The 21,117-nt window shown below is 39.9% G+C and carries 22 protein-coding genes; all 22 read left to right on the top strand.

Annotated elements, in window-relative coordinates; all coding sequences use genetic code 11:
- Positions 1–17 precede the first annotated feature (17 nt).
- The 22 genes from AC58U0_RS00290 to AC58U0_RS00185 all read left to right on the top strand — a co-directional run bounded on the left by AC58U0_RS00290 (position 18) and on the right by AC58U0_RS00185 (position 21,111).
- The gene (locus AC58U0_RS00290; protein ID WP_497377023.1) at positions 18–356 is read left to right on the top strand and encodes a helix-turn-helix domain-containing protein; all 339 of its coding nucleotides are present in this window, start codon (positions 18–20) and stop codon (positions 354–356) included.
- Positions 357–564: 208 nt separating this feature from the next.
- On the top strand, positions 565–1,326 hold the full coding sequence (locus AC58U0_RS00285) for a YveK family protein (protein WP_497377022.1): 762 nt from the start codon (positions 565–567) through the stop codon (positions 1,324–1,326).
- Complete coding sequence (locus tag AC58U0_RS00280; protein ID WP_057304995.1) at positions 1,307–1,972, top strand: CpsD/CapB family tyrosine-protein kinase; 666 nt, start codon at positions 1,307–1,309, stop codon at positions 1,970–1,972. Before AC58U0_RS00285 ends, AC58U0_RS00280 begins: the two co-directional genes overlap by 20 nt.
- 47 nt (positions 1,973–2,019) lie before the next feature.
- Positions 2,020–3,303: an efflux RND transporter periplasmic adaptor subunit gene (locus tag AC58U0_RS00275; RefSeq protein ID WP_497377021.1), complete on the top strand. Its 1,284-nt coding sequence runs from the start codon at positions 2,020–2,022 to the stop codon at positions 3,301–3,303.
- A gap of 21 nt (positions 3,304–3,324) precedes the next feature.
- Positions 3,325–5,046: a hypothetical protein gene (locus AC58U0_RS00270; protein ID WP_497377020.1), complete on the top strand. Its 1,722-nt coding sequence runs from the start codon at positions 3,325–3,327 to the stop codon at positions 5,044–5,046.
- Between the two features lie 12 nt (positions 5,047–5,058).
- Positions 5,059–5,271 (top strand): hypothetical protein, encoded by a 213-nt coding sequence (locus AC58U0_RS00265; RefSeq protein WP_497377019.1) that lies wholly within the window; start codon positions 5,059–5,061, stop codon positions 5,269–5,271.
- A 69-nt stretch (positions 5,272–5,340) separates the two neighbouring features.
- Entirely contained in the window at positions 5,341–6,123 is a 783-nt protein-coding gene (locus tag AC58U0_RS00260) for a hypothetical protein (RefSeq protein WP_497377018.1), read from the top strand.
- Positions 6,123–6,392 (top strand): PqqD family protein, encoded by a 270-nt coding sequence (locus AC58U0_RS00255; RefSeq protein WP_497377663.1) that lies wholly within the window; start codon positions 6,123–6,125, stop codon positions 6,390–6,392. Before AC58U0_RS00260 ends, AC58U0_RS00255 begins: the two co-directional genes overlap by 1 nt.
- Positions 6,393–6,405: 13 nt before the next feature.
- The gene (locus AC58U0_RS00250) at positions 6,406–6,834 is read left to right on the top strand and encodes a signal peptidase I (RefSeq protein WP_497377017.1); all 429 of its coding nucleotides are present in this window, start codon (positions 6,406–6,408) and stop codon (positions 6,832–6,834) included.
- A gap of 19 nt (positions 6,835–6,853) precedes the next feature.
- Positions 6,854–8,677, top strand: coding sequence for an ABC transporter ATP-binding protein (locus tag AC58U0_RS00245; RefSeq protein ID WP_497377016.1), 1,824 nt, complete (start codon positions 6,854–6,856; stop codon positions 8,675–8,677).
- Positions 8,646–9,671, top strand: a complete 1,026-nt coding sequence (locus tag AC58U0_RS00240) for a nucleotidyltransferase domain-containing protein (protein ID WP_497377015.1) — start codon at positions 8,646–8,648, stop codon at positions 9,669–9,671. Before AC58U0_RS00245 ends, AC58U0_RS00240 begins: the two co-directional genes overlap by 32 nt.
- Positions 9,672–9,867: 196 nt before the next feature.
- Positions 9,868–11,808 (top strand): asparagine synthase-related protein, encoded by a 1,941-nt coding sequence (locus AC58U0_RS00235; RefSeq protein WP_497377014.1) that lies wholly within the window; start codon positions 9,868–9,870, stop codon positions 11,806–11,808.
- A gap of 14 nt (positions 11,809–11,822) precedes the next feature.
- Positions 11,823–11,972 carry a paeninodin family lasso peptide gene (locus tag AC58U0_RS00230; protein ID WP_497377013.1) on the top strand — a complete coding sequence of 50 codons (150 nt, stop codon included), beginning with the start codon at positions 11,823–11,825 and terminating at the stop codon, positions 11,970–11,972.
- A 149-nt stretch (positions 11,973–12,121) separates the two neighbouring features.
- Positions 12,122–13,051, top strand: a complete 930-nt coding sequence (locus AC58U0_RS00225) for an HPr kinase/phosphorylase (RefSeq protein WP_497377012.1) — start codon at positions 12,122–12,124, stop codon at positions 13,049–13,051.
- Positions 13,052–13,054: 3 nt separating this feature from the next.
- Positions 13,055–13,366: a lasso peptide biosynthesis PqqD family chaperone gene (locus tag AC58U0_RS00220; RefSeq protein ID WP_497377011.1), complete on the top strand. Its 312-nt coding sequence runs from the start codon at positions 13,055–13,057 to the stop codon at positions 13,364–13,366.
- Positions 13,350–13,823, top strand: coding sequence for a lasso peptide biosynthesis B2 protein (locus AC58U0_RS00215; RefSeq protein WP_497377010.1), 474 nt, complete (start codon positions 13,350–13,352; stop codon positions 13,821–13,823). Before AC58U0_RS00220 ends, AC58U0_RS00215 begins: the two co-directional genes overlap by 17 nt.
- Positions 13,824–15,014 (top strand): nucleotidyltransferase domain-containing protein, encoded by a 1,191-nt coding sequence (locus AC58U0_RS00210; RefSeq protein WP_497377009.1) that lies wholly within the window; start codon positions 13,824–13,826, stop codon positions 15,012–15,014. It abuts the gene before it with no gap.
- Positions 15,014–16,852 (top strand): ABC transporter ATP-binding protein, encoded by a 1,839-nt coding sequence (locus tag AC58U0_RS00205; RefSeq protein ID WP_497377008.1) that lies wholly within the window; start codon positions 15,014–15,016, stop codon positions 16,850–16,852. Before AC58U0_RS00210 ends, AC58U0_RS00205 begins: the two co-directional genes overlap by 1 nt.
- A gap of 126 nt (positions 16,853–16,978) precedes the next feature.
- The gene (locus AC58U0_RS00200; protein ID WP_497377007.1) at positions 16,979–17,710 is read left to right on the top strand and encodes a glycosyltransferase family 32 protein; all 732 of its coding nucleotides are present in this window, start codon (positions 16,979–16,981) and stop codon (positions 17,708–17,710) included.
- A complete protein-coding gene (locus AC58U0_RS00195) occupies positions 17,707–18,903 on the top strand; it encodes a glycosyltransferase (RefSeq protein ID WP_497377006.1) in 1,197 nt (398 codons plus the stop codon). Before AC58U0_RS00200 ends, AC58U0_RS00195 begins: the two co-directional genes overlap by 4 nt.
- A complete protein-coding gene (locus AC58U0_RS00190) occupies positions 18,900–19,937 on the top strand; it encodes a glycosyltransferase (protein ID WP_497377005.1) in 1,038 nt (345 codons plus the stop codon). Before AC58U0_RS00195 ends, AC58U0_RS00190 begins: the two co-directional genes overlap by 4 nt.
- Before the next feature lie 13 nt (positions 19,938–19,950).
- Complete coding sequence (locus tag AC58U0_RS00185; RefSeq protein ID WP_497377004.1) at positions 19,951–21,111, top strand: polysaccharide pyruvyl transferase family protein; 1,161 nt, start codon at positions 19,951–19,953, stop codon at positions 21,109–21,111.
- The last annotated feature ends 6 nt before the right edge of the window (positions 21,112–21,117 follow it).

The raw sequence follows: 21,117 nt of genomic DNA, 5'->3' as shown, positions 1-21,117 counted from the left end.
ATAAAGGAAGTTATCGGATGACAAATAGGTTGATTACGGAACATGAAAGTTACGTAAATGTGGAGCTAACCAAGGAACCAGAGCTGGTTTTTCATCAGTTTTTTGCGAATTACGGCCTTACGCAGCGTGAATCGGAAATTCTATCTCTACTTGTTACCCATGGATACACCAACCGTGAGATAGCTGAAAGTTGTTACATCAGTGAGAAAACTGTGAAAATTCATCTGGCTAATATTATGAGCAAAATTGGTATAGGCTCGATGCGGAAGCTGCTTGCGATGCTTCTGCAGCAGGCTCTAACCCTTTCGAACCGAACGAGTGATTCAAGTAGAATTACGACAATAGGGATGAGTTAAAGATCCAAGAGAAGACTCCTGAAACAGGAATTCTTCTCTTTTTTTATGAGGATTTTATCTGATACAATTTGGAACCTAAACAGCAAATATTGTATTGACATGATACAAAAAGTATCTTAAAGTAGTACTATAATCATGATACAAATAGTATCAAAGTATGAATGGTTTGCTACAGAGTGCAAAAGTAGACTTCCTACGGAGGGGAATCATGGAGATTAATTTTAAAGAATATTTAATGATTATAAAAAAACGTTTGTGGCTCATCGTTTTAGTCGTATTGGTGACGACTATTCTAACAGCTATGTATACCTCATCCAATTATCAGCCCATTTACCAGGCTTCGACCAAGTTGATCGTCAATAAAACCTTTGAACAGGATCAATCAGGTACAGAGCAAATCGATTATGGAGCGATCGGGGTTAACATGTCTCTCATTAATACCTATAAGGAAATCATTAGAACCCCAGCTATTATGGATAAAGTCGTTCAACGATACCCCGATTTAAATGTATCCACAGACCAACTAATTTCAATCGTCAATGTTTCTAATCTCAATGAAACGCAAGTCATGTCGATCGTTGTACGGCATTTTTCCCAAGAAAGAGCAGCGAGAATAGCGAACGCCGTTTCGGATGTCTTTCAATCCGAAATTCCCAAGATTATGAAAGTTGATAATATCACCATATTAAATAGAGCCAAAGTACAGGACAATCCTACACCTATCAACCAAAAATCAAATCAGTACCTCATTTTAAGCTTTGTAGCCTCCTTAGCTGTAATGATAGGGCTTACCTTCCTGCTAGATGCATTAGACGATACGTTAAAATCAGATGAAGACATTCGTCAGGTATTTGAAGTGTCGACATTAGGGTACATACCAAAAGTGAAAAACAAAGTATTGCGAACTAAGCAAAAAAATAAATCTAGAAAAAAAGCAGGGGAACCGTCATATGCCAAAACCATCCAATAATTCTGCGATTATGATGCAAATTCATCCGGATTCCTCCACCTCAGAAGCTTATCGTTCTTTAAGATTTAATATCGAATGCTCCGTCTTCGGACGCGAGGCGAAGACGATTACGATTACTTCGTCGGGCCGTGGTGAAGGGAAAACGACGACTGCTGTTAATTTGGCGGTGGCTTATGCTCAGATCGGAAAAAAAGTGATTCTGCTTGATGCGGATTTACGAAATCCATCCATCCATCTTGCATTTGGTGAAGATAATGGTATTGGATTGACGAATTATTTGGTTAATCGGAACGCATTGGACGGGATCATACGGGAAACAATCATTGAAAATCTGTCTATTTTGACCACAGGGCCTGTGCAGCAGAATCCGTCCAGTTTATTAGCATCGAAATCGATGGATGATCTCTTAGCAGAATTGAGAACCAGATACGACATGGTCATTGTGGATACACCATCGGTCTTAACGTTAACTGACGCGAAAATAATGGCGACCAAGTGCGACGGGGTGCTTCTCATTGTGGAATATGGCAAGGTGAAACGTGGCGCAGCCAAAAAGGTGAAAGAGGAGCTTATGCTCGCGAAAGCCAAGCTGATTGGGGTGGTTATGAACGAAATAAAAGACCATCATGCGGAAACTTATCTGTAACCTTTGTCTGTAAAAAATTGCAAGTAAGGGGAGCGAGTTTATAGCTAATGAGACAAAAAAGACGAAAGCCGCATCGGCGAGTCGTGAGAACCGCCTGCATCTTGACACTGAGCATTGGAATTCTGGCCGGATGCTCAGATACAGCTCCGTTAAATCCGGATGCTAATTCTGTATCTCAGGAACAGGCGTTAAAGAATGTTAAAGTATTTAAGGTCATAAATCAAAAAATTGGAGATCCGCTCGAGCGTGCGGCTGAAGTTCAATCCTCCGTTCAATTCGACGTCGTAGCTAAGATGGCTGGGGACGTTGATCAAATCCTGAAGAAGCGCGGAGATATGGTGCAAGAAGGAGACGTCATTGTCAAACTGAAGTCAAGCGAGGTCTCAGCCCAGCGAGAAGCAGCGGATGCTGCTGTCAAAGCGGCCCAGGAAGCCATCGAAAAAGCAAAAATTAGAGCAAAAAAAGAAATGGAAAGCCAGAAGCTGGAAATGAGTAACGCCATTCAAAAAATGGAGCTAGGCATGACGACCTTGCTGCGGAACTACAATAAAATGAAGAACGACTACGATATTGGTCTGGTTACGAAAGCCCAGTTGTATCAGATGGAAAACCAAATGATGAATGCCCGCATGGATCTGGATCAGCTCAAGCAGAAACTGAGCGCTTTGGAACCGATTGATGCCACTTCTGAGTTGGAATCACAGCTCAAAAATGCTCGAGTTACCTTACAGCAGATAGATCAAACCGTGAAAAATCTTGAAGTAAAAGCCCCTGTGAGCGGCTTGTTATCGGAGATGCCGTTAGAGGGCTGGATGAGCCTGCAGCCGGGTGCTACCATCGGTGTCATTCAGAGACTGGACCCGATTAAAATTAAAGCTCAGCTATCGGAAGAAGAAACGAGACACTTAAGTGGTAAGACAGAGCTGTCCTACTACATAGCAGGAACTAAGCAGATGTATAAAGGGAAAATTAGTTATCTTTCCAAAGTGATCGACCCGCAAACGAAAGCTTATGAAATCAACTTAGAAGTGCCTAACAAAGATTTGACCCTGAAGCCTGGCATGAAGCTAAGGATTCAAATGACAGAGGAAAAAGACCAAATCGTTCCTACTGTTCCGACGTATAGTATCGTTAAAGAGGGTGATGATGCCTTCGTATTCGTACTATCGGGCGATATGGTCGAGAAGCGCAGCGTACAACTTGGCAGGCTAAATGAACCTAATCAAGAAGTGCTTTCAGGTGTCAAAGAAGGGGAATTGGTCGTTAAATCCAATCCTAATCAGTTAAGAGACAAAGAAAAAGTCCAAATGACGGCTATTGAAGAGCAATAATGAAAAATGGAGTGACTTGAATTGAAAATAAATTGGAAACATACGATGGTCATGTTCATCTTATCCGTCTCTCTAGTGATTCCATCTGCGTCCTTTCATGCATTGGCAGATGAGAAATATACGCAGTCAACGAGTCTGACTAGCTATCAACTTACCGATTCAATCAAGGTGGAAGTTAAAAGCATTTTAAATGAATCAACCTCAGAAGGAACAAGAATTGCCGCTGTTGTACGCATATTTAACAATGGAGATCGCTTGACCGGGGTCCCGGAATATGAGGTTCGCGTCAAGACACAAGAAGGCTTGGAATATATCATGCGTCCTAGTCAAGCTAATGTCAAAAATATTCAACCCAAAGAAACTGCCGAGCTTAGTTATATGAATGTAGTCGATCGTTATGACGTTTTTTCATTGACCGAGCTTTCGTGGTTGGATGTGGATGAATTCGTCTATCCCAAACAAGAAAAGAGAATCATATCTATTCCGGTATCAGCCATAGAATGGAAAGGGGAGAAGGCCGTCCTTTCTGATCCAGCAACGACGAAGAAATGGGAAGATACGTTTACGATTCCAGTGTTATCGAGCCCGGTAGAATACAAACCGGTTAGCCTTAATGAACAGAATACACCAGAGGGCCCCATGACGATTGTAGGTTTGCTTGCAACGAATAAGGGAGATAAGAAAACAATGATACCCGATTTTCGAATAAACGGAGTATCAGACAAAAAGGTTTATACCGGCAAAAGGTTGGAACAAGATAAGCTGTTACTTGAACCAGGTGAGCAGCATTATGTCCACTATGCCATTCCAGTTAGGAATACAATGGATCTGAAGAGCTTATCCATCCTAACGCCCGAAGACTTTGCGGTTGATGACAAGACGCACAACAATTATTTAATAGGTAGATTAACGATTGCATTGCCGGGAGCTACCAGTAATCTGCGCTTCTTGAATCAATTAGTGGAGTACGAATGGAATAAGCCAATTAAGTTTGATCCGTTATATAAGTTGATTCGACCTGAAGTAGATGTATCCATGGTGGATTTGCAATTGCATGAAAGCGCTGGCGGGGGCTTTAAAGCAGCAGTCGCTAAGTTCAAGCTGCTCAATCATAGCGAAAACCCATTGCAGGTTCCTCAATTCCAGGCGGAGTTGTCGAGCAAAAGTGGTAATAAATACCTAGGTACTAGACAAAGTACGCTGGTAGAAACGCTTATTCCGAATATAAGTTATGTCATTTACTATTCTTTTGTCATACCGAGCACGGAAACAGGTGAGCAGCTGGCCATGCAGATTTTGGATACGAAGAGTGTTGAGCCTTACAACATTCCGCTTGCTGCCTTCAAAACGAAGGTTATGGAGGAGACAAGCGATAAGTCCCTTGCCTTCTACCCTTTTCAAGTTACTTTGAATGATTGGTCGACAGGGGCCAACTATAATATGGCATCGGGAAGTTTACCCTACTCGTATAAGCTGAATTTGGATTTCAATATCAAGCTTCAGGATGAAGTCGTCGTCGATCAAAGCTTCTCCAAGATGAGGCTCGAATTGGCCGATGCCAAAAATAGAATTATGGTAACGAAGGTCCTTTCGTTTACTGGCGAGAACAAGTTGGTTAGCGGAACACAGACCATTAATTTCGATTTAGATCGATTTGAAACTACGGTATATCTTCGTATATACGAAATTATTGATACACCCTTCGGGGAAGCAAGACGACTTATCCAAACTTTGAAAAGATAGGAGAGTGAAACGATGGAAGAAAATATGAAGAGGGAACAAAAATTGTATGCGCGCCCTATGGTTTTAAGTCAACAACCAGTTCGTTTTGAGACGGCTCAAAGCTGGAATAAAGGCCACGGTAACCTGAATCACCCGGGTACAGGGAATGGCGGCATTAATTATCCGAACCCTCCGTACACCGGGCCGCATAATGGTAACGGAGGCGGAAACGGTAAGAACAAGTAAGTTTACTCAAGGAGGTCAATGGTAGATTGCTATTGACCTCATATTTAAATTGTCCCGAGGGGATGCATAATGGAACGCATTTATACGATAATTGGCGAGCATTATATTCAAATGCAAAGCCATTCAGAGACGATTATGAACTGGATTCAAAGGAACTTCCCGGCCGCAAATTCAACTAAGGTTAAACCTGATCTCTTCATTCAACTGACTGAGGGATATGGGACTCCTTTTGTTGATTATAACGTGGCGATTACAAAAGAAGCGGATACCATTTCTTTCAACAGGGCTGATTACTTAATTGAGACGGATTTGGAGTATCGCTACGCTAAAATCTCTGTACATAATGAATTGGCATTAAAGCATGCATTGATGAATTTATACAGCTCTTATCTGATTTATTATCAGTGGGGACTATTAATTCATTCATCTTGCGTGATCGATAAGGGGAAAGCATACCTGTTTGCAGGTCACTCAGGAGCAGGCAAGTCTACCGCCGCTAGGTTATCACATCCCCGCGAGCTTCTATCCGATGAAGCAACAGTTGTAAAAATCACCTCTGATCAGATTACAGTGTTTAACTCACCTTTTCGAAGTGAACTAGACAGAACAGGCACTGAAGAAACAAGTCCGTTAGCAGGCATTTATTTATTGAACCAGGCGATTGATAATCACATCGTTACGCTTAGCAAGTCGAATGGATTTCTTCACCTTATAGATAAAGTTTTTTATTGGTCTCATAGCTCTGAAGAAACAGGGAGAATACTTCAATTGCTGCAGCATGTTGTCAACGCGGTCTCAGTTAACGAGCTGCATTTTCAAAAAAACGATACATTTTGGGAGTTGATTTCGTGATGACCCAGTACCTTCGGATGAATGATTATGAATCTATTAAACTTGATTTGGAATGGATTATTTTGAACACAGATGAATATACCTTAACTAAGTTAAATGGTGTGGGCGGATTTTGCTGGTCATTGCTTGGCACAGCTCAGACGGTAAGCTCCATCAGCGAAGCAGTTCGGAAGGAGTATGAATTCGTCTACGAGACGGTTGAAGAAGATATTGAAGCGTTCTTGAACGATATGATCGGACGCGGCTTGGTTCAACATGCCGTTTCATAAGGAATCTGTACAGATGATGACACATGTAATTGATAAAAAAGGATGGATCGAGCTTCCAGCCAGGGGAACGAGTATGTATCCTTTTATCAAGAAAGGGGATATTTGCCGTTTTGTTTCCACGCAAGCTGCAACCCTGAAGAAAGGCGATATCATCCTATTTCATACACCAAATGGAAACTTAATCGCTCATCGATTCTGCCGGTTTGTTACTAGGAACCAACAATTGCATTATCTTTGTAAAGGAGATACGAATTTAGCGCATGATGAAGCTGTTGCAATGGAGCATTTGATTGGCAAGATGACCTGGATTAGGCGGAATGGGAGAATCATCCAAGTCTCGAATCTGCCCTCTTATGTATGGGGCCAAACCGTTCTAACATTCCCCATGATATCGTTATTGTTAAGAGTTTATTTAAATCGAAGAGAAAGCACGCAAGCGTAGACTTTCAATGGAGCGACCTATGACAGGAATAATACGAAGGTACCTATTTGCCGTAAAGGAATACATAACTTTCAAGGACGTTCAGAAAACCTACACCTTACTGACTCCATATATGCTGCGGCATTGGAAGACGTATGCCATTCTCTTTTCCTTGTTATTCGTTGATATCACCTTAACGTTGGCCTATTCATGGTTCTTTGGAAACCTGACGGACGCTGCTATTCAAAGTAATTTTGCACGCATGAAGTGGTTAATCCCAATAGGAATTAGCTTTGTTATTCTCAGCATTTCTTCGACTTATCTGAATACCATTTTTGAAACCATTGCAACAAATGCTGTGAAGAGGGATTTTTCCGCACACTTATTTAAACACATAATGCTTTTATCTGGAAAGGATATATCCAAGCACCAATCCGGTGAGCTGATGTCTCATTTTACCAATGATATTCATAGCATTAACGGTGTTATTGGCAGAAGCCTAATTGATCTTATAAGACTTCCCTTTATCTATCTGGCTGTTTTGATATATTTGATGCAGATTAGTGGGAAATTAGCGCTTATATGCGTACTAGTCGCTCCGATTGCTATGCTATTTAGTGTTATCTTCGGTTTATTACTCCGTAACAACGGCAGATTAGTTCATAGCCTGATGGGAAATATTAGTACCCTGCTAAATGAGACATTTCATGGATTGCAAGTCATTCGATCTTTTACCATGGAAAAATCGATTTTCGCGAAATATGTTAGTAAAAATCAAGAACTCTATACCCTAGAGTTAAGCAATGCAAAGCTGCGTGGATGGTTCTATGTAGGGGGGCACGCTGTATCTACGATAACATTTCTTGTAAGCCTCTGCATGGGTTCGTATTACGTCTCATTAGGTTTAATATCCGTAGGTTCCTTGCTAATTTTTGTTAACCTAGTTAACCATTTGGTTTATCCGTTGACAGAGCTCGCAGGACAATGGGCAGGCTTTCAAAGATCATCTTCAGCTATGGAAAGAATATTCAAGATCTTGGAGCAGCCAACCGAATCAACTGATTTACCGTTAGCCGTCCAATCTAAGCCATTGATGAAGTCTATTCAGTTTCAGGACATCACATTTAGCTATGATGGACATACCAACATTTTCAATCATTTAAATTTGCAGATCCCGGCCGGAAAGGTCGTTGCCATAGTCGGTTTGAGCGGGGCAGGGAAAACGACATTATTTAATCTGCTCTTAGCATTTCACAAACCGCAATTAGGTAGGATTTTCATTGATGATCGTTCTAGTGAAGCATTCTCACCTTCCGAATTAAGGAGTTTATTTGCCCATGTTTCTCAAGATACCTTTCTATTTGGCGGTACGATAAGGGAAAACCTCTTATTAGCGCGAGAGGGCATTACGGATGCGGAGATGATGCAGGCTGCAACAATTGCCAACATCCATCCTTACATCATTTCTCTTCCTCATGGCTATGACACTGAAATTGGGGAAAGAGGGATAAAGCTGTCCGGTGGACAAAAACAACGTATGGCTATTGCCCGTGCGGTGTTAAAAAATGCTCCGATCCTCCTGCTGGATGAGGCTACCTCCGCCTTGGACAATGAGACAGAACATCAAGTAAAAGAAGCCCTGCATAAATTAATGGTAGGCCGTACAACGCTTGTCATCGCACATCGATTATCGACTGTTCAAAATGCTGATGTAATCATTGTCATGGACAAAGGAAAAATTGTTCAAACCGGACACCATAGCGATTTACTGCTGGAGAATGGATTGTATCGCAGTTTAAATCGGAAAGGGTCTCAGAAAAGGGGAGAGCTCGTTGATCATCACTTTGATACAAGCGTTATATGATTCAAGAGTCCACATACCCCAGGAAATAGAGTTTTTTGAGAAAACACTCGAGGATATTGAGTTTTTTGATATATCACCGCAGATTTATTGGTTATTAAAGCAGCGGGGACAATTGGTGCAAGTGCCGTCGTTTTTTCAGGAACGGTTAAAACAAAAATATAATGGTGCCTTATATCAAAATATGTTTATCCGAAGTCAAACGAAATTAGCATTAGAAAAACTTGAAGAAGCGGGAATTCAGACAATCCCCCTTAAAGGCACTTTCTTTGCTGAAAAGTATTTTGGACACTTAGGAGCTAGGTGTACGTCCGATATTGATCTTTTAGTGCATCCTTTTGAACTGGAAAGAGCTATTCATTGTGTGAAATCTTTGGGGTATATAGAGCAGGAACGGATCCCTTCCCATTTCCATTGGAGCTTCAGTAAAGAAATACCTAACAGCACTATTCCTCTGACCATTGAGCTTCACTGGGATTTGCTAAAGGAAAAAACATCTGATTTAAATATAGACGAGTTTTGGGAGCAAGCAACTCCTATGGAATCCTATCGGTATATCAAGGAATTATCGGATTACCATACGTTTTATATGATTTGTCTGCATGGTTGGAGGCATAATTTGTGTTCTCTTAAATATTTTTTGGATATCATCCAGATGATCCATATCCTGCAGGACAAAATTGATTACATCCGTTTACAGAAGGACGCTGCTGCCCACAAAACCTTGAGAAGGACCGTCAGGACACTAGCCATTGTTTACCACCACTTTCCACATCTAGCAGGCATTAAAGAGCTGCCCATTAAAAAAGGTATCAACCTTTGGTGGCAATACAACGCAATTAGAGATCGAAATTACAAGACATACATGCAATATATAAATTGGGTCTATTATGAATTTTTCGATTTTGATTCGCTTGCGCATACTTGGGCAGCGCTCGTTAATTTCACGTATAGCGTAGGAAATATGAGGTTTTCGCATAAGATCAAAAAGATGTAGGAAGTTGTTGACAGTGATGATAGAAGATGATATTCTGAGGTTGTTCTCGATAAAGAACGATTTTAGAGAATGTAAATGAAATGCTTACATGGTCATGTGAGCCAATAGAAGTAAATCTATGCATAGAAACGTTCTTTAATGAGAACGATGAAAGAGAGCGATTCTCTTTTATCATATAGAAATGTGGAGGAAACGAATGAGTGCAATAGCCGGAATCTTTCACCTAGATCAAGAGCCAGTGAATGCTGAACATGGCCATAGATTGATGCAAGGATTTGCAAAGTATCCTTCAGATGATGTTCAGACATGGCAGCAGGGGCAAGTTTTCCTAGGCTGTCATGCACAGTGGATTACACCCGAATCGGTCGGTGAACGAAATCCATACTATGATTCTGAAAGACAGTTAGCTATTACAGCTGACGCGATCATTGATAATCGTGATGAATTGTTTCAATTCTTGCAAGTGGAGCATAGCCGGAGAAAAGAAATGTCTGACAGCGAGCTGATACTGCTTGCTTACGACAAATGGGGGGAAGAATGTCCTAAGTATTTGGTGGGGGATTTCGCCTTTATGATTTGGAATGAGAGAAAGCAACAGCTTTTTGGGGTTAGAGACCCTTCAGGTTATCGAACTCTTTATTACTACCGAAGTCATTCTCGATTTGCTTTCTGTACAATAATCGAGCCTTTACTTTCATTACCATACATTGAAAGACAACTAAATGAGCAGTATGTAGCTGAATTTTTGGCGATAACTGGAATGATAGATACGGTAGATGCTCGAATGACTCCTTATAGGGAGATAGAACAAATACCACCATTTCATTCAATCACTATTAACAAAAATGAAATTAAGATATCAAGGTATGGTACTTTTTCTTCGGGTGAGCGTTTAAAGCTAAAGTCTAATGAAGAATATGTGGAAGCATTTCAAGATGTTTTTCAAAAGGCAGTAACCGCAAGGTTGCGCACACGTCATCATGTCGGTTCTCAGTTAAGTGGGGGGTTGGATTCGGGCTCGGTTGTTAGTTTCGCTGTAAAAGCAATGAGAGAACAAAATAAACCATTTCATACATTTAGTTATATCCCACCTCATGATTTTGTGGATTTTACCCCTAAACAAGGAATGCCTGATGAAAGGCCATTTATCCAAAAAACTGTGCAGCATATTGGGGGTATCTCAGACCATTATTGCGATTTCGATGGGAAAAGTTCCTATTCAGAAATCGATGATATGCTTGATGTGATGGAGATGCCATATAAATTTTTCGAGAACTCATTCTGGCTAAAGGGAATGTTTGAAAAGGCTCATGATCAGGGCCTAGGGGTATTACTTAATGGCGACAGAGGAAATTTCACAATATCTTGGGGATCAGCACCCGATTATTATGCTGTCCTCCTGAAAAAACTTAAATGGGTTCGACTTCTCCAAGAATTGAATCAATATAGTAGAAACGCTGGGGGATCCAGATTACGTAGGTTGCCAGATATTGCAAGAATAGGTTTTCCAATTCTTAATCAATTTTTTCCTCAAGGGGTGCCTCAAAGGCATCCTGTAGTAATCAATTCACAATTTGCTCAACGTACTAAAGTTTATGAAAAACTGAGAGCGCACGGTATTGATCAAACAGGTTGGTTTGCTTCACCTAACTTGTATGAACAAAAGAGAGCATTATTTGAGGATATTCTCCCTTGGAACTCTGGGAATACACTTGATTCTAAACTATCTTTACGGCATTCACTATGGAAACGGGACCCAACCAACGATCTGCGTGTTGTTCGTTTTTGTTTATCTGTACCAGAAGATCAATATGTCCAAAATGGTTTAGATCGTGCTCTTATCCGCAGATCTACTGAAAAATTCCTGCCCGACAAAATCAGGTTAAATCAACGTATTTGGGGAATTCAAGCAGCTGATTGGGTTCATCGCATGGTTCCAAACTGGAAACAGTTTGTAGAAGAAGCCAAGCAACTAAATTCTGATGAAAGATTAATGGAATATCTAGATAGTGAAGTGATTCGTTCAGCTTTAATAAAAGTTAATGAGGGAGCTCGTCCTGAATATTACACAGATCTAGATTATAGAATACTAATGCGCAGTATAATTCTATACCGTTACTTGAAAAAAATAGCTTGAAGGGAGGTGATAACATGAAAAAAGAATGGCAAACACCTGAATTAGAAGTGCTTGATGTGAAGATGACAATGGCTAGTACCACTGGTAATCACTTCGATGGAAATTTCACTCAAAATGGTCAAATTCCTACGGATGGTAATGGTCACCCACTAATCGCTAGCTAGGTTAATTACATAAGGGCTGAAGAAGATTTACGAATTGAAATAATATTCATACATAGAGAACCTCGTAAATATGTATGAAGGTTAAAAGCCCTTATTGTTTATTAAAGCATAAGGGCTTTTAACTCAATCATGAAAATGGAGTGAAAAGAATGTTAACCGTTGAGAAAAAAGTGGTTTATAAAGCTTTCGGATTGTCCATTGTTAGCGAAATCTCTCTTCCAGAATTAACACATATGGATAACAAGGTAGAATCTATTGATGTTGTTATAACTTATGGAGATTTATCCAAGATGTGGTCTGAGCTTTCAGTTAATCCAGACGAATTTACCATCAAAGAAAATTTAATATTGTTTCAAATCCCCAATTTAGCAACTTTTTGCATTGAAGAAGGGAAAAAAATTACGGTTTCACCAATGAATGATTATGACGATGATATGGCCAAAGTCTGGATTCTTGGGTCTTGTATGGGTGCTATTTTAATGCAGAGGCAGATCTTTCCTTTGCATGGAAGTGCAGTAGCTATTCATGGTAAGGCATATGCTATAGTTGGAGATTCAGGCGCTGGTAAATCAACCCTCGCTTCAGCCTTCCTTGATAGAGGCTATCATCTTCTATCAGATGATGTGATTGCTGTTAAACTTTCCAAAGAAGATAATGCGCCTATTGTCACCCCGGCCTATCCTCAACAGAAGCTATGGCAGGAAAGCTTAATAGAGTTTGGCAGGGAAACGAGTCAGTATCGTTCCATTTACGGTAGAGAAACTAAGTTTTGTGTGCCAGTCGCCGCGCAATTCTTTTCTGAACCATTACCTCTTGCAGGTGTGTTTGAGCTAGTGAAATGTGACTGTAAGGAAGTAGAATTACGTCCAATTGAGAAAATGGAAAGATTTTATACGCTTTATCGTCATACGTATCGTAATTTCATTGTTCCGCGGTTGGGACTAATGGATTGGCATTTCAGTACTTCAGCGAGTATTGTGCATCACATTCAAATGTTCCAACTAAGCAGACCCGCGTTTGGTTTTTCAGCTACTCAATTAGTAGAAACTGTATTGCAAACTTTAAATGTGGAGGCGTAAATTATGACACAAGTACAATCAATCTCTCAACATGATATTGTGGTACAAGGTAAAGGAAATATTGTAAGTAATATGGGTGCTGAAAAGGTGATGCTAAGCGTCCAAAATGGAAAGTACTACAATTTAGGTGCTATTGGTGGACGAATATGGGAACTGATTGAGGGGCCAACCCAAGTGGAAAAGGTGGTAGAGACTTTAACATCTGAATATGCGGTAGAGCGAAATGAGTGTGAACAACAAGTCATCACTTTTATTGAAATGTTATCGAGGGAAGGATTGATTGAAGTCGGTGAGGTTAATGGTGATCCTTCATAAATTAAAGGTCTTATTCTCTTTAGAAGCTAAAACCGTTCTTTTGTTTGTGGAGGCTTTTTTTTATTTGGGCTGGGCTCGCATTCTTATTTTAGTACCATTCGCTAAGATTGCGCCTTATTTAGGAACTCATATGGAGGAAACAAAGAGTGAACAGCACCATCATTTGAGATCCGAACTTGTTAAGGTTCATGATGCTATTAGGCTCATCAGTCCTTATACGTTTTGGGAAAGTAAATGTCTCGTTAGAGCAATAGCAGCGTCTAAGATGCTGGAAAGGCGTAGAATTGAAAGCACTCTTTATTTAGGAACCGCAAGGGATGATTCAGGGAAAATGATTGCTCACGCCTGGCTTCGAAGCGGTAACTGCTACATTACAGGGGCTGAAGAAATGCAGAAATTCGCAGTAGTAGGGAAATTCGCCAAATATATAGGACTAAGGGAAACGAAGGGGATATGAATGGATAACGATTTCCAGTTGGATGTATCGCACTTTCCTAAAGAGTTAACTTTATTACTTTCAGTTATACAATCGAACATTGAGGGAAGCAATCAGTCGAGAGGGATTACTGATATCAATTGGGATCTGTTCCTGAATCTGTCTGCACATCATCGGGTTTATCCTATAGTTTATAGAGAGTTAAATAGAGCTGATTATACATGGGTACCCCCCCATATTATTCGGACTCTGCAAAATGATTATCAAGTAAATACATTTCAAATGCTTCAATTAAGCGCAGAAATGCAACATATATCGAGTTTACTCTCCGATTCTAACATCCCTATGCTGCTCCTGAAGGGTCCGGTACTCGCCGAAGATCTGTATGGAGACATTTCACTGCGAACCTCCCGAGATTTAGACATCCTTATCCCTTTACAGGAGTTAGAACCAGCAGAAGAACTATTCGTGCGACAGGGTTATGTCAAAATAGAGTATCCATCAATGATATTGAATGATTGGAAATGGAGACATCATCATATTACCTTCTTTCATCCTGAGAAAAAGGTTACCATCGAAGTCCATTGGAGATTAGGTCCAGGTCCAGGGAAAGAACCTAGATTTGAGGAATTGTGGGAAAGGAAGAGAGCTAATAAGAGTAGTGGAAGTCCTGTCTACTATTTAGGAAGAGAAGATTTATTCTTATTCCTCGTTTGCCATGGCGCTCGGCATGGATGGTCACGACTTCGTTGGTTATCTGATATTGATCAAGTCATCAAACAAAATCTCAATTTACCGAATCTTTTACATCTACTAAAGGAAAATAATTGTATGCATATTGGTGCGCAAGCACTTATTTTGGCTTCACAGATTTTACGTACGCCTTTGACGGAAGAAATGAAATTGTTGACTCTGAATAAACGTGCATATTACTTAGCTAAAGATGCACTTTTTTATATGTATCAGATGGTAAACTTACACACTAGTCCAGTTCCTGATGGTGTTGCTAAGTACCATGCACGTCATTTATTTTCACTGATGTCAATGAAGACTAAAATATTATTTGTCTTAAGTTTCTTGTATCCCTATCCTGAAGACACTGAAATGATAAGGTTGCCCAAACAATTGCATGTTTTGTATTTTCCGCTAAGACCTCTCCTATGGGCTTGGAGAAAAAGCAAGAAACATCGCTTACTGCAGGGAGGGGCGTAATGAATCATCTACTATATTTTACAAAACAAATGCATAACTACGCTGGAAGAATTCTATATATCAACCTACTAGGCATGATGATGATCAGCTTACTAGACAGTGTAGGAATTATATTATTAATTCCTTTGTTGAATGTAAGTGGAATTCTAAACATGAACGCTGGAATGAACTCTTTCTTTGGGATATTTGATTTTCTAAAAGAGCTTCCACAGTCGTTAGCCCTGCTTCTTATCCTAGGGGGATACCTTGTACTGATACTCGGTCAAGCCGTCATACAACGGAATCTATATCTTCGTGATACGAGAATCCATACCGGATTTATTAATTATGTAAGATCAGAGACGTATCGTGCATTATTACTTGCCAACTGGAGCTTTTTTATCAAAAGAAGAAAGTCAGATCTCTTAAACTCATTCACAGATGAACTGGGACGTGTCGCGAGTGGAACCTATATCTTTCTACAGTTTCTTACATCCTTAGTTTTTACCATGATTCAGTTGGGTATAGCCTTTATGTTGTCACCCAAAATGACACTCTTTGTTTTAAGTTGTGGTTTGGTTATTGCATTCTTCTCTCGTGCTTTAATCAAAAGGTCAAGAGCTTTGGGAAATCAAACGTCAGAACTATCGCGGGCCTATATGGGTGGTATTACAGACCATTTTAATGGAATTAAAGATATTAAGAGCAATATGTTAGAGGAGTCTCGTATTACTTGGATGGATACCTTATCCCAAATGATGGGGAAAGAAAGGTATGAACACGCCAAATTGAAAACGAGCTCTCAGCTTTATTACAAGATTTCGTCCTCTTTCTTTATTGTAGGTTTCATTTACTTATCCGTCATGCTGTTTCATAATCAAGGAGAACAACTATTGTTGGTCATTCTCATTTTTTCTAGACTTTGGCCGCGATTTACAGGCATTCAATCCAATTTAGAGCAGATATCTGCGTCCATGCCAGCCTTTAAAGCACTAATGGAATTACAACAAGCTAGTATGGAAGCTAAAGAAATAAAAGATAGAAATTATGCTTATGACGAAGTAAAACCAATTCTTATCAAAAAAGATCTTGAATGTCGAAACGTGTATTTCCGATATAACGAGAAAGAACAGGTCTTTGCTCTTGAGGAAATCAATCTGCATGTGCGTTCCAAGCAATTAACAGCCATTGTTGGTCGATCTGGTGCCGGTAAAAGCACCCTAATAGATATCTTAATGGGACTACTTCAACCCAATAGCGGGCAATTGCTGATCGATGATGTTCCATTAACTAGTGAAAAATTATTGTCTTTGAGGAGAGCAATTGGTTATGTTCCTCAGGATCCGGTACTCTTCAACGGAAACATAAGAGAAAACCTATTATTGATTGAACCAAACGCAAGGGAGGAACAACTGTGGGAGGCGCTTGAATTTGCAGCGGCAGCTGAATTTGTAAGAGCACTGCCAATGGGATTAGATACGATTCTCGGGGATAGGGGAGTTAGGCTCTCAGGTGGTGAACGTCAACGGATTGTGCTGGCGCGGGCCATTTTACGAAATCCTACTATTCTTGTTTTAGATGAAGCGACTAGCAGCTTAGACACAGAGAATGAGGGGAAGATTCAGGAGGCACTGGCTCGATTAAGAGGGAAATTGACGATTATCGTCATCGCTCATCGTTTATCGACCATACGTAATGCTGATCAAGTCATTGTGTTGGATAAAGGAAAGATAATACAAAATGGCGGATTTGCCCAATTAGCTGGTGAAAAAGAAGGATTGTTTGCCAGCTTATTAGGAAATCAGATTCAAGAAATGAATAAACCCTCTGTCTCATACTTAGATTCTGTTGCAACTTGATGTATAGAGAAGACGCATGTTGACATGTTCTCTATAAAGAACTAAAATGGATGTAGGCCCAAGATATATTCTGCTAACTTCACTTGTTGTTCTTTATAAAGAAAATGTTAACGAGGAGAACAAGAAATGACAATTCCTAAGATCATTCACTATTGCTGGTTTGGCGGGAAAGAAAAGCCAGACATCGTTAAGCGATGTATAGCAAGCTGGCGTAACCAACTAACTGGCTATCAATTCATAGAGTGGAATGAAAACAACTTTGACATCAGCAGTAATTTATATGTAATAGAGGCGTACGAAGCAGGCAAATTTGCGTTCGTCAGCGATTATGCGAGAGTGTACGCGCTCTATCACTATGGTGGTATTTATTTAGACACCGATGTGGAAGTATTCAAATCCTTTGATGACCTGCTGCATCATGAGTCATTCTGGGGGTTCGAGCAAGAGAACTACATCGCAACAAGTACGATCGGAGCCGCGAAAGAGAATAAGCTGATCCAAGTATTTATGGATTCTTATCATACCAAGAGCTTCATCCTTGCGGATGGAACTTTTGATTCGCTAACGAATGTAGCGATGATAACGAAGATATTAGGCGATTGGGGGGTTACTCCCAATGGTAGCTATCAAGACATAGAGGGTGTTGGAACCTTTTATCCGCAGACATATTTCTCTCCTTATGATTATATTAACTGCAGGAAATTCATCACGGAAAACACGTATGCGATGCATCACTTTTATAAGAGCTGGTTGCCGCTAAAGGCGAGGTGGAAGGGGCGAATGAAGTTGCTCCTGGCAAGGATTATTGGCGGACATAATATTGCAAGATTAAGGGAAGGGCTTAGGGGGATTCAATGAAGAACATATTGATTGCTTCCTTTGACATGGAAGTTGGTGGCGTAGAGAGAAGTCTGGTTAGTATGCTTGATCACTTCGATTATAAGCAATATGCCATTGATCTCATGTTATATAAACATCAAGGTGATTTTATGAACCTCATCAGCCAAAAAGCCAACTTATTAGGCGAAATTCCCCAATATAGTACATTTAGAAAATCAATCGCCAAGACCCTTCAGGATAGACAATATACGATTGGATTTACCAGGATTTTATCAAAAGTGCATGCGGATATTCTTGGGCGAGTAAGGCAAGTTGCGGAGCCAGGATATTACCAAATGCAATTGATGTGGAAATATGCGCTTCCCTATTTACCAAAAGTTGAGAAAGAGTATGACGCAGCCATTAGCTATTTATGGCCTCATTATTTTATAGCCGAGAAGATTAAGGCAAAGAAAAAAATAGCTTGGATACATACGGATTATTCCAATGTGGAAACCAATGTGAAGTTGGACCTGGAAATGTGGAGAAAGTTTGATCATATCATAGCTGTCTCGGATGCATGCAAGGACTCTTTTTTAGCAAAATATAGGGAATTAGAAAGCAAAGTTGTCGTTATAGAAAACATTACATCACCAGATTTTATTAGGAATATGGCCGATAAAGAAGCAGCTATCCCAATGGTGAATGATGAAAGGTTTAAAATAATGACAGTAGCCAGATTATCCCATGCGAAAGGCATCGATAATGCTGTAAAGGCATTAAGGATTCTAAAAGATAAAGGTTATAAAGATATCGCTTGGTACATTGTTGGTTACGGCGGAGATGAAGCTGCTATAAAAGAGTTGATCGCAATGAATGGTTTAGACGATCAATTCATTCTATTGGGGAAGAAAACAAACCCATATCCTTATATAAAAGCTTGTGACTTATATGTACAGCCATCTAGGTATGAAGGCAAGGCTGTTACGGTAACCGAAGCGAAAATCTTAGGTAAGCCTATTTTAATCACGAATTATTCTACCGCAAAGAGTCAGGTGGAGGATGGTTATGATGGGATCATTTGTGAGCTTAGTGTAGATGGAATTGCTGGTGGCATTGAGAGATTATTTAGAAAACATGAGCTAAGAAATGATATAAGTAACCATAATATCAGCAAGGAATTTAGCAACAGTTATGAATTAGATAAGCTTTATGGAGTGATATACACGTGAATATAAAGGTAAGTGTGATAATACCCGTGTATAATGCGGAGAAATATTTAATCCCTTGTTTGGAGTCACTTACAAGTCAAACCTTAGAAGCTTGTGAGTTTATATTTGTTAATGACGGTTCCATAGATCAGAGTGGGCAAATCATTGAGGATTATTCAAAAAATGATCCTAGAATTAAACTTATTCACCAAGAGAATAAAGGCGTGAGTATGGCTCGGAATGCTGGACTGCAGGCAGCGGTTGGAGAATTTATTGGCTTTGTTGATGCAGATGATTATATAGAAACAGATATGTATGCGACCTTGTATAACGTTGCACTTGAGGGCAATTGTGATGTCGTCATTTCGAATTTCGAAAGCGAGATTGAGGGTCAAAAGGTAATTACGAAATATCCATTTCCTCTTCAAACCATGTTGGCGAGGGAATACATAGAGCGTGAGATTTTAACCTATTTCTTGAAGGCAGATCATTTAAATACCGCATGCAACAAGCTTTATCAACGTAAAGTCATTCATGATTACGATCTAAGATTTCCAGAAAAGGTTGCATTAGGTGAAGATGGACTGTTCAATATTCAATTTTTTAGACATGCTTTAAGTGCAATATATATCGATTATACAGGCTATCACTATCGGGAAGTAGCCGGAAGTGCAACAAGAAATATTTTAGAAAAAGACTATTTTAAAAGAGCATTAGAAGTGTATACGATGGAAATTTCAGATTGGGGAATCAGCTACATAGATCCAATTAAGATCAAACAGCTAAGGTCGATTAGACTAATAAATAGCGTGATGGCCTATGCCTATGTTTACTTGAAATCATCTAATGAGTTAAGTTTCAGCCAAAGATTGAGATATGTTAGCCAGATGATCGCTAATCCCCATGTTAGGGAAGCATTGCCTTTTTTTTATAATGAAGTTTACGGAAATCTAGGCAGATATGAGAAGTTTATTGCTGACATGATTAGCAGGAAGTCAATAATAGGCCTCTATTGTGGTGCGACATATAGCAGATTAAGAAATAAATCGTATTGAAGGAGTTTAGAAGATGAAGATTATGATGTTTGCTCATGATGGTAGTCTAAATAGGGGATGCGAAGCTATCGTACGTTCCTCAACCAATCTGATTAAAGAAAAAATGAATGGTGTGCAGGTGTTTCTAGCATCGGGAAAACCAGAGACGGATCGGATTATCTCCAAATTAGATGGGATCTATGATGGATCTGCCCGTGGCATTAAGAGGTATTCCTATGATTGGTTTCTTTCCTTTATTAAGGTAAAGCTGTTTAAAGACGAATCTTATGCCCTGGGTAAGATTCATAACAATATCGTTAAACATATCCCGGATATGGATGTATGCCTCTCCATTGGTGGTGATAACTATTGTTACGGTGAACAACCTGGATGGTACGAAATCAACAAGAGGGTGAAGGCTCAGGGAAAGAAGCTGGTCTTATGGGGCTGTTCCATTGGTCAAGAAGATATGTCAGAACGCAAATTGGAAGATCTCAAATTGTTTGATTTGATTCTTGCGCGAGAAACGCTGACGTATCATATGCTGAGAAGCAAAGGTTTAAGGAACGTTGAATTATGCGCGGATGCTGCATTTACAATGGAAAAGGAAGAGTTAGAGTTGCCCAGTGGTTGGCAGGCCGGGAACACCGTTGGTCTTAATTTCAGCCCTTTGGTATGGAAGAAAAACACAAATTCTCAATCGGCAGTAAGAGACCTTATCACTCATATTTTGAAGACGACAGACATGACCATAGCCCTTACCCCTCATGTTATAGAAGGTGGAAATAATGACTATGAAGTTCTTCAAAAGTATTACGAAGAATTTCAACCTAGTGGTCGTGTGATCCTTTTACCTAGTGATTTGAACGCGATTCAGTATAAGGGATATATTTCAAGAATGAGATTTTTTATTGGAGCCAGGACACATGCAACGATAGCTGCATACTCCAACTTTGTCCCAACTATGGTACTAGGATATAGCGTCAAGTCGAAGGGGATAGCAAGGGACATTTTCGGCGAAGAAAAGCTGGTCTTAAGCATTGACGAAATATCGAACAGTTTGAAGTTAATAAGTAAGTTTGATGAGATGGTGAGAGAAGAAGAGCAAATCAAGAAGAAGCTTCAAGTATCGATTCCTGGAATTAAGCAAATGTCCTATAAAGCCGTAGAGTATCTAGACAAATTAGTTCAATAAGATTGA

It is taken from the genome of Paenibacillus sp. J31P190, from assembly GCF_059692075.1.
This window is presented reverse-complemented; position numbering and strand designations above follow the sequence as displayed.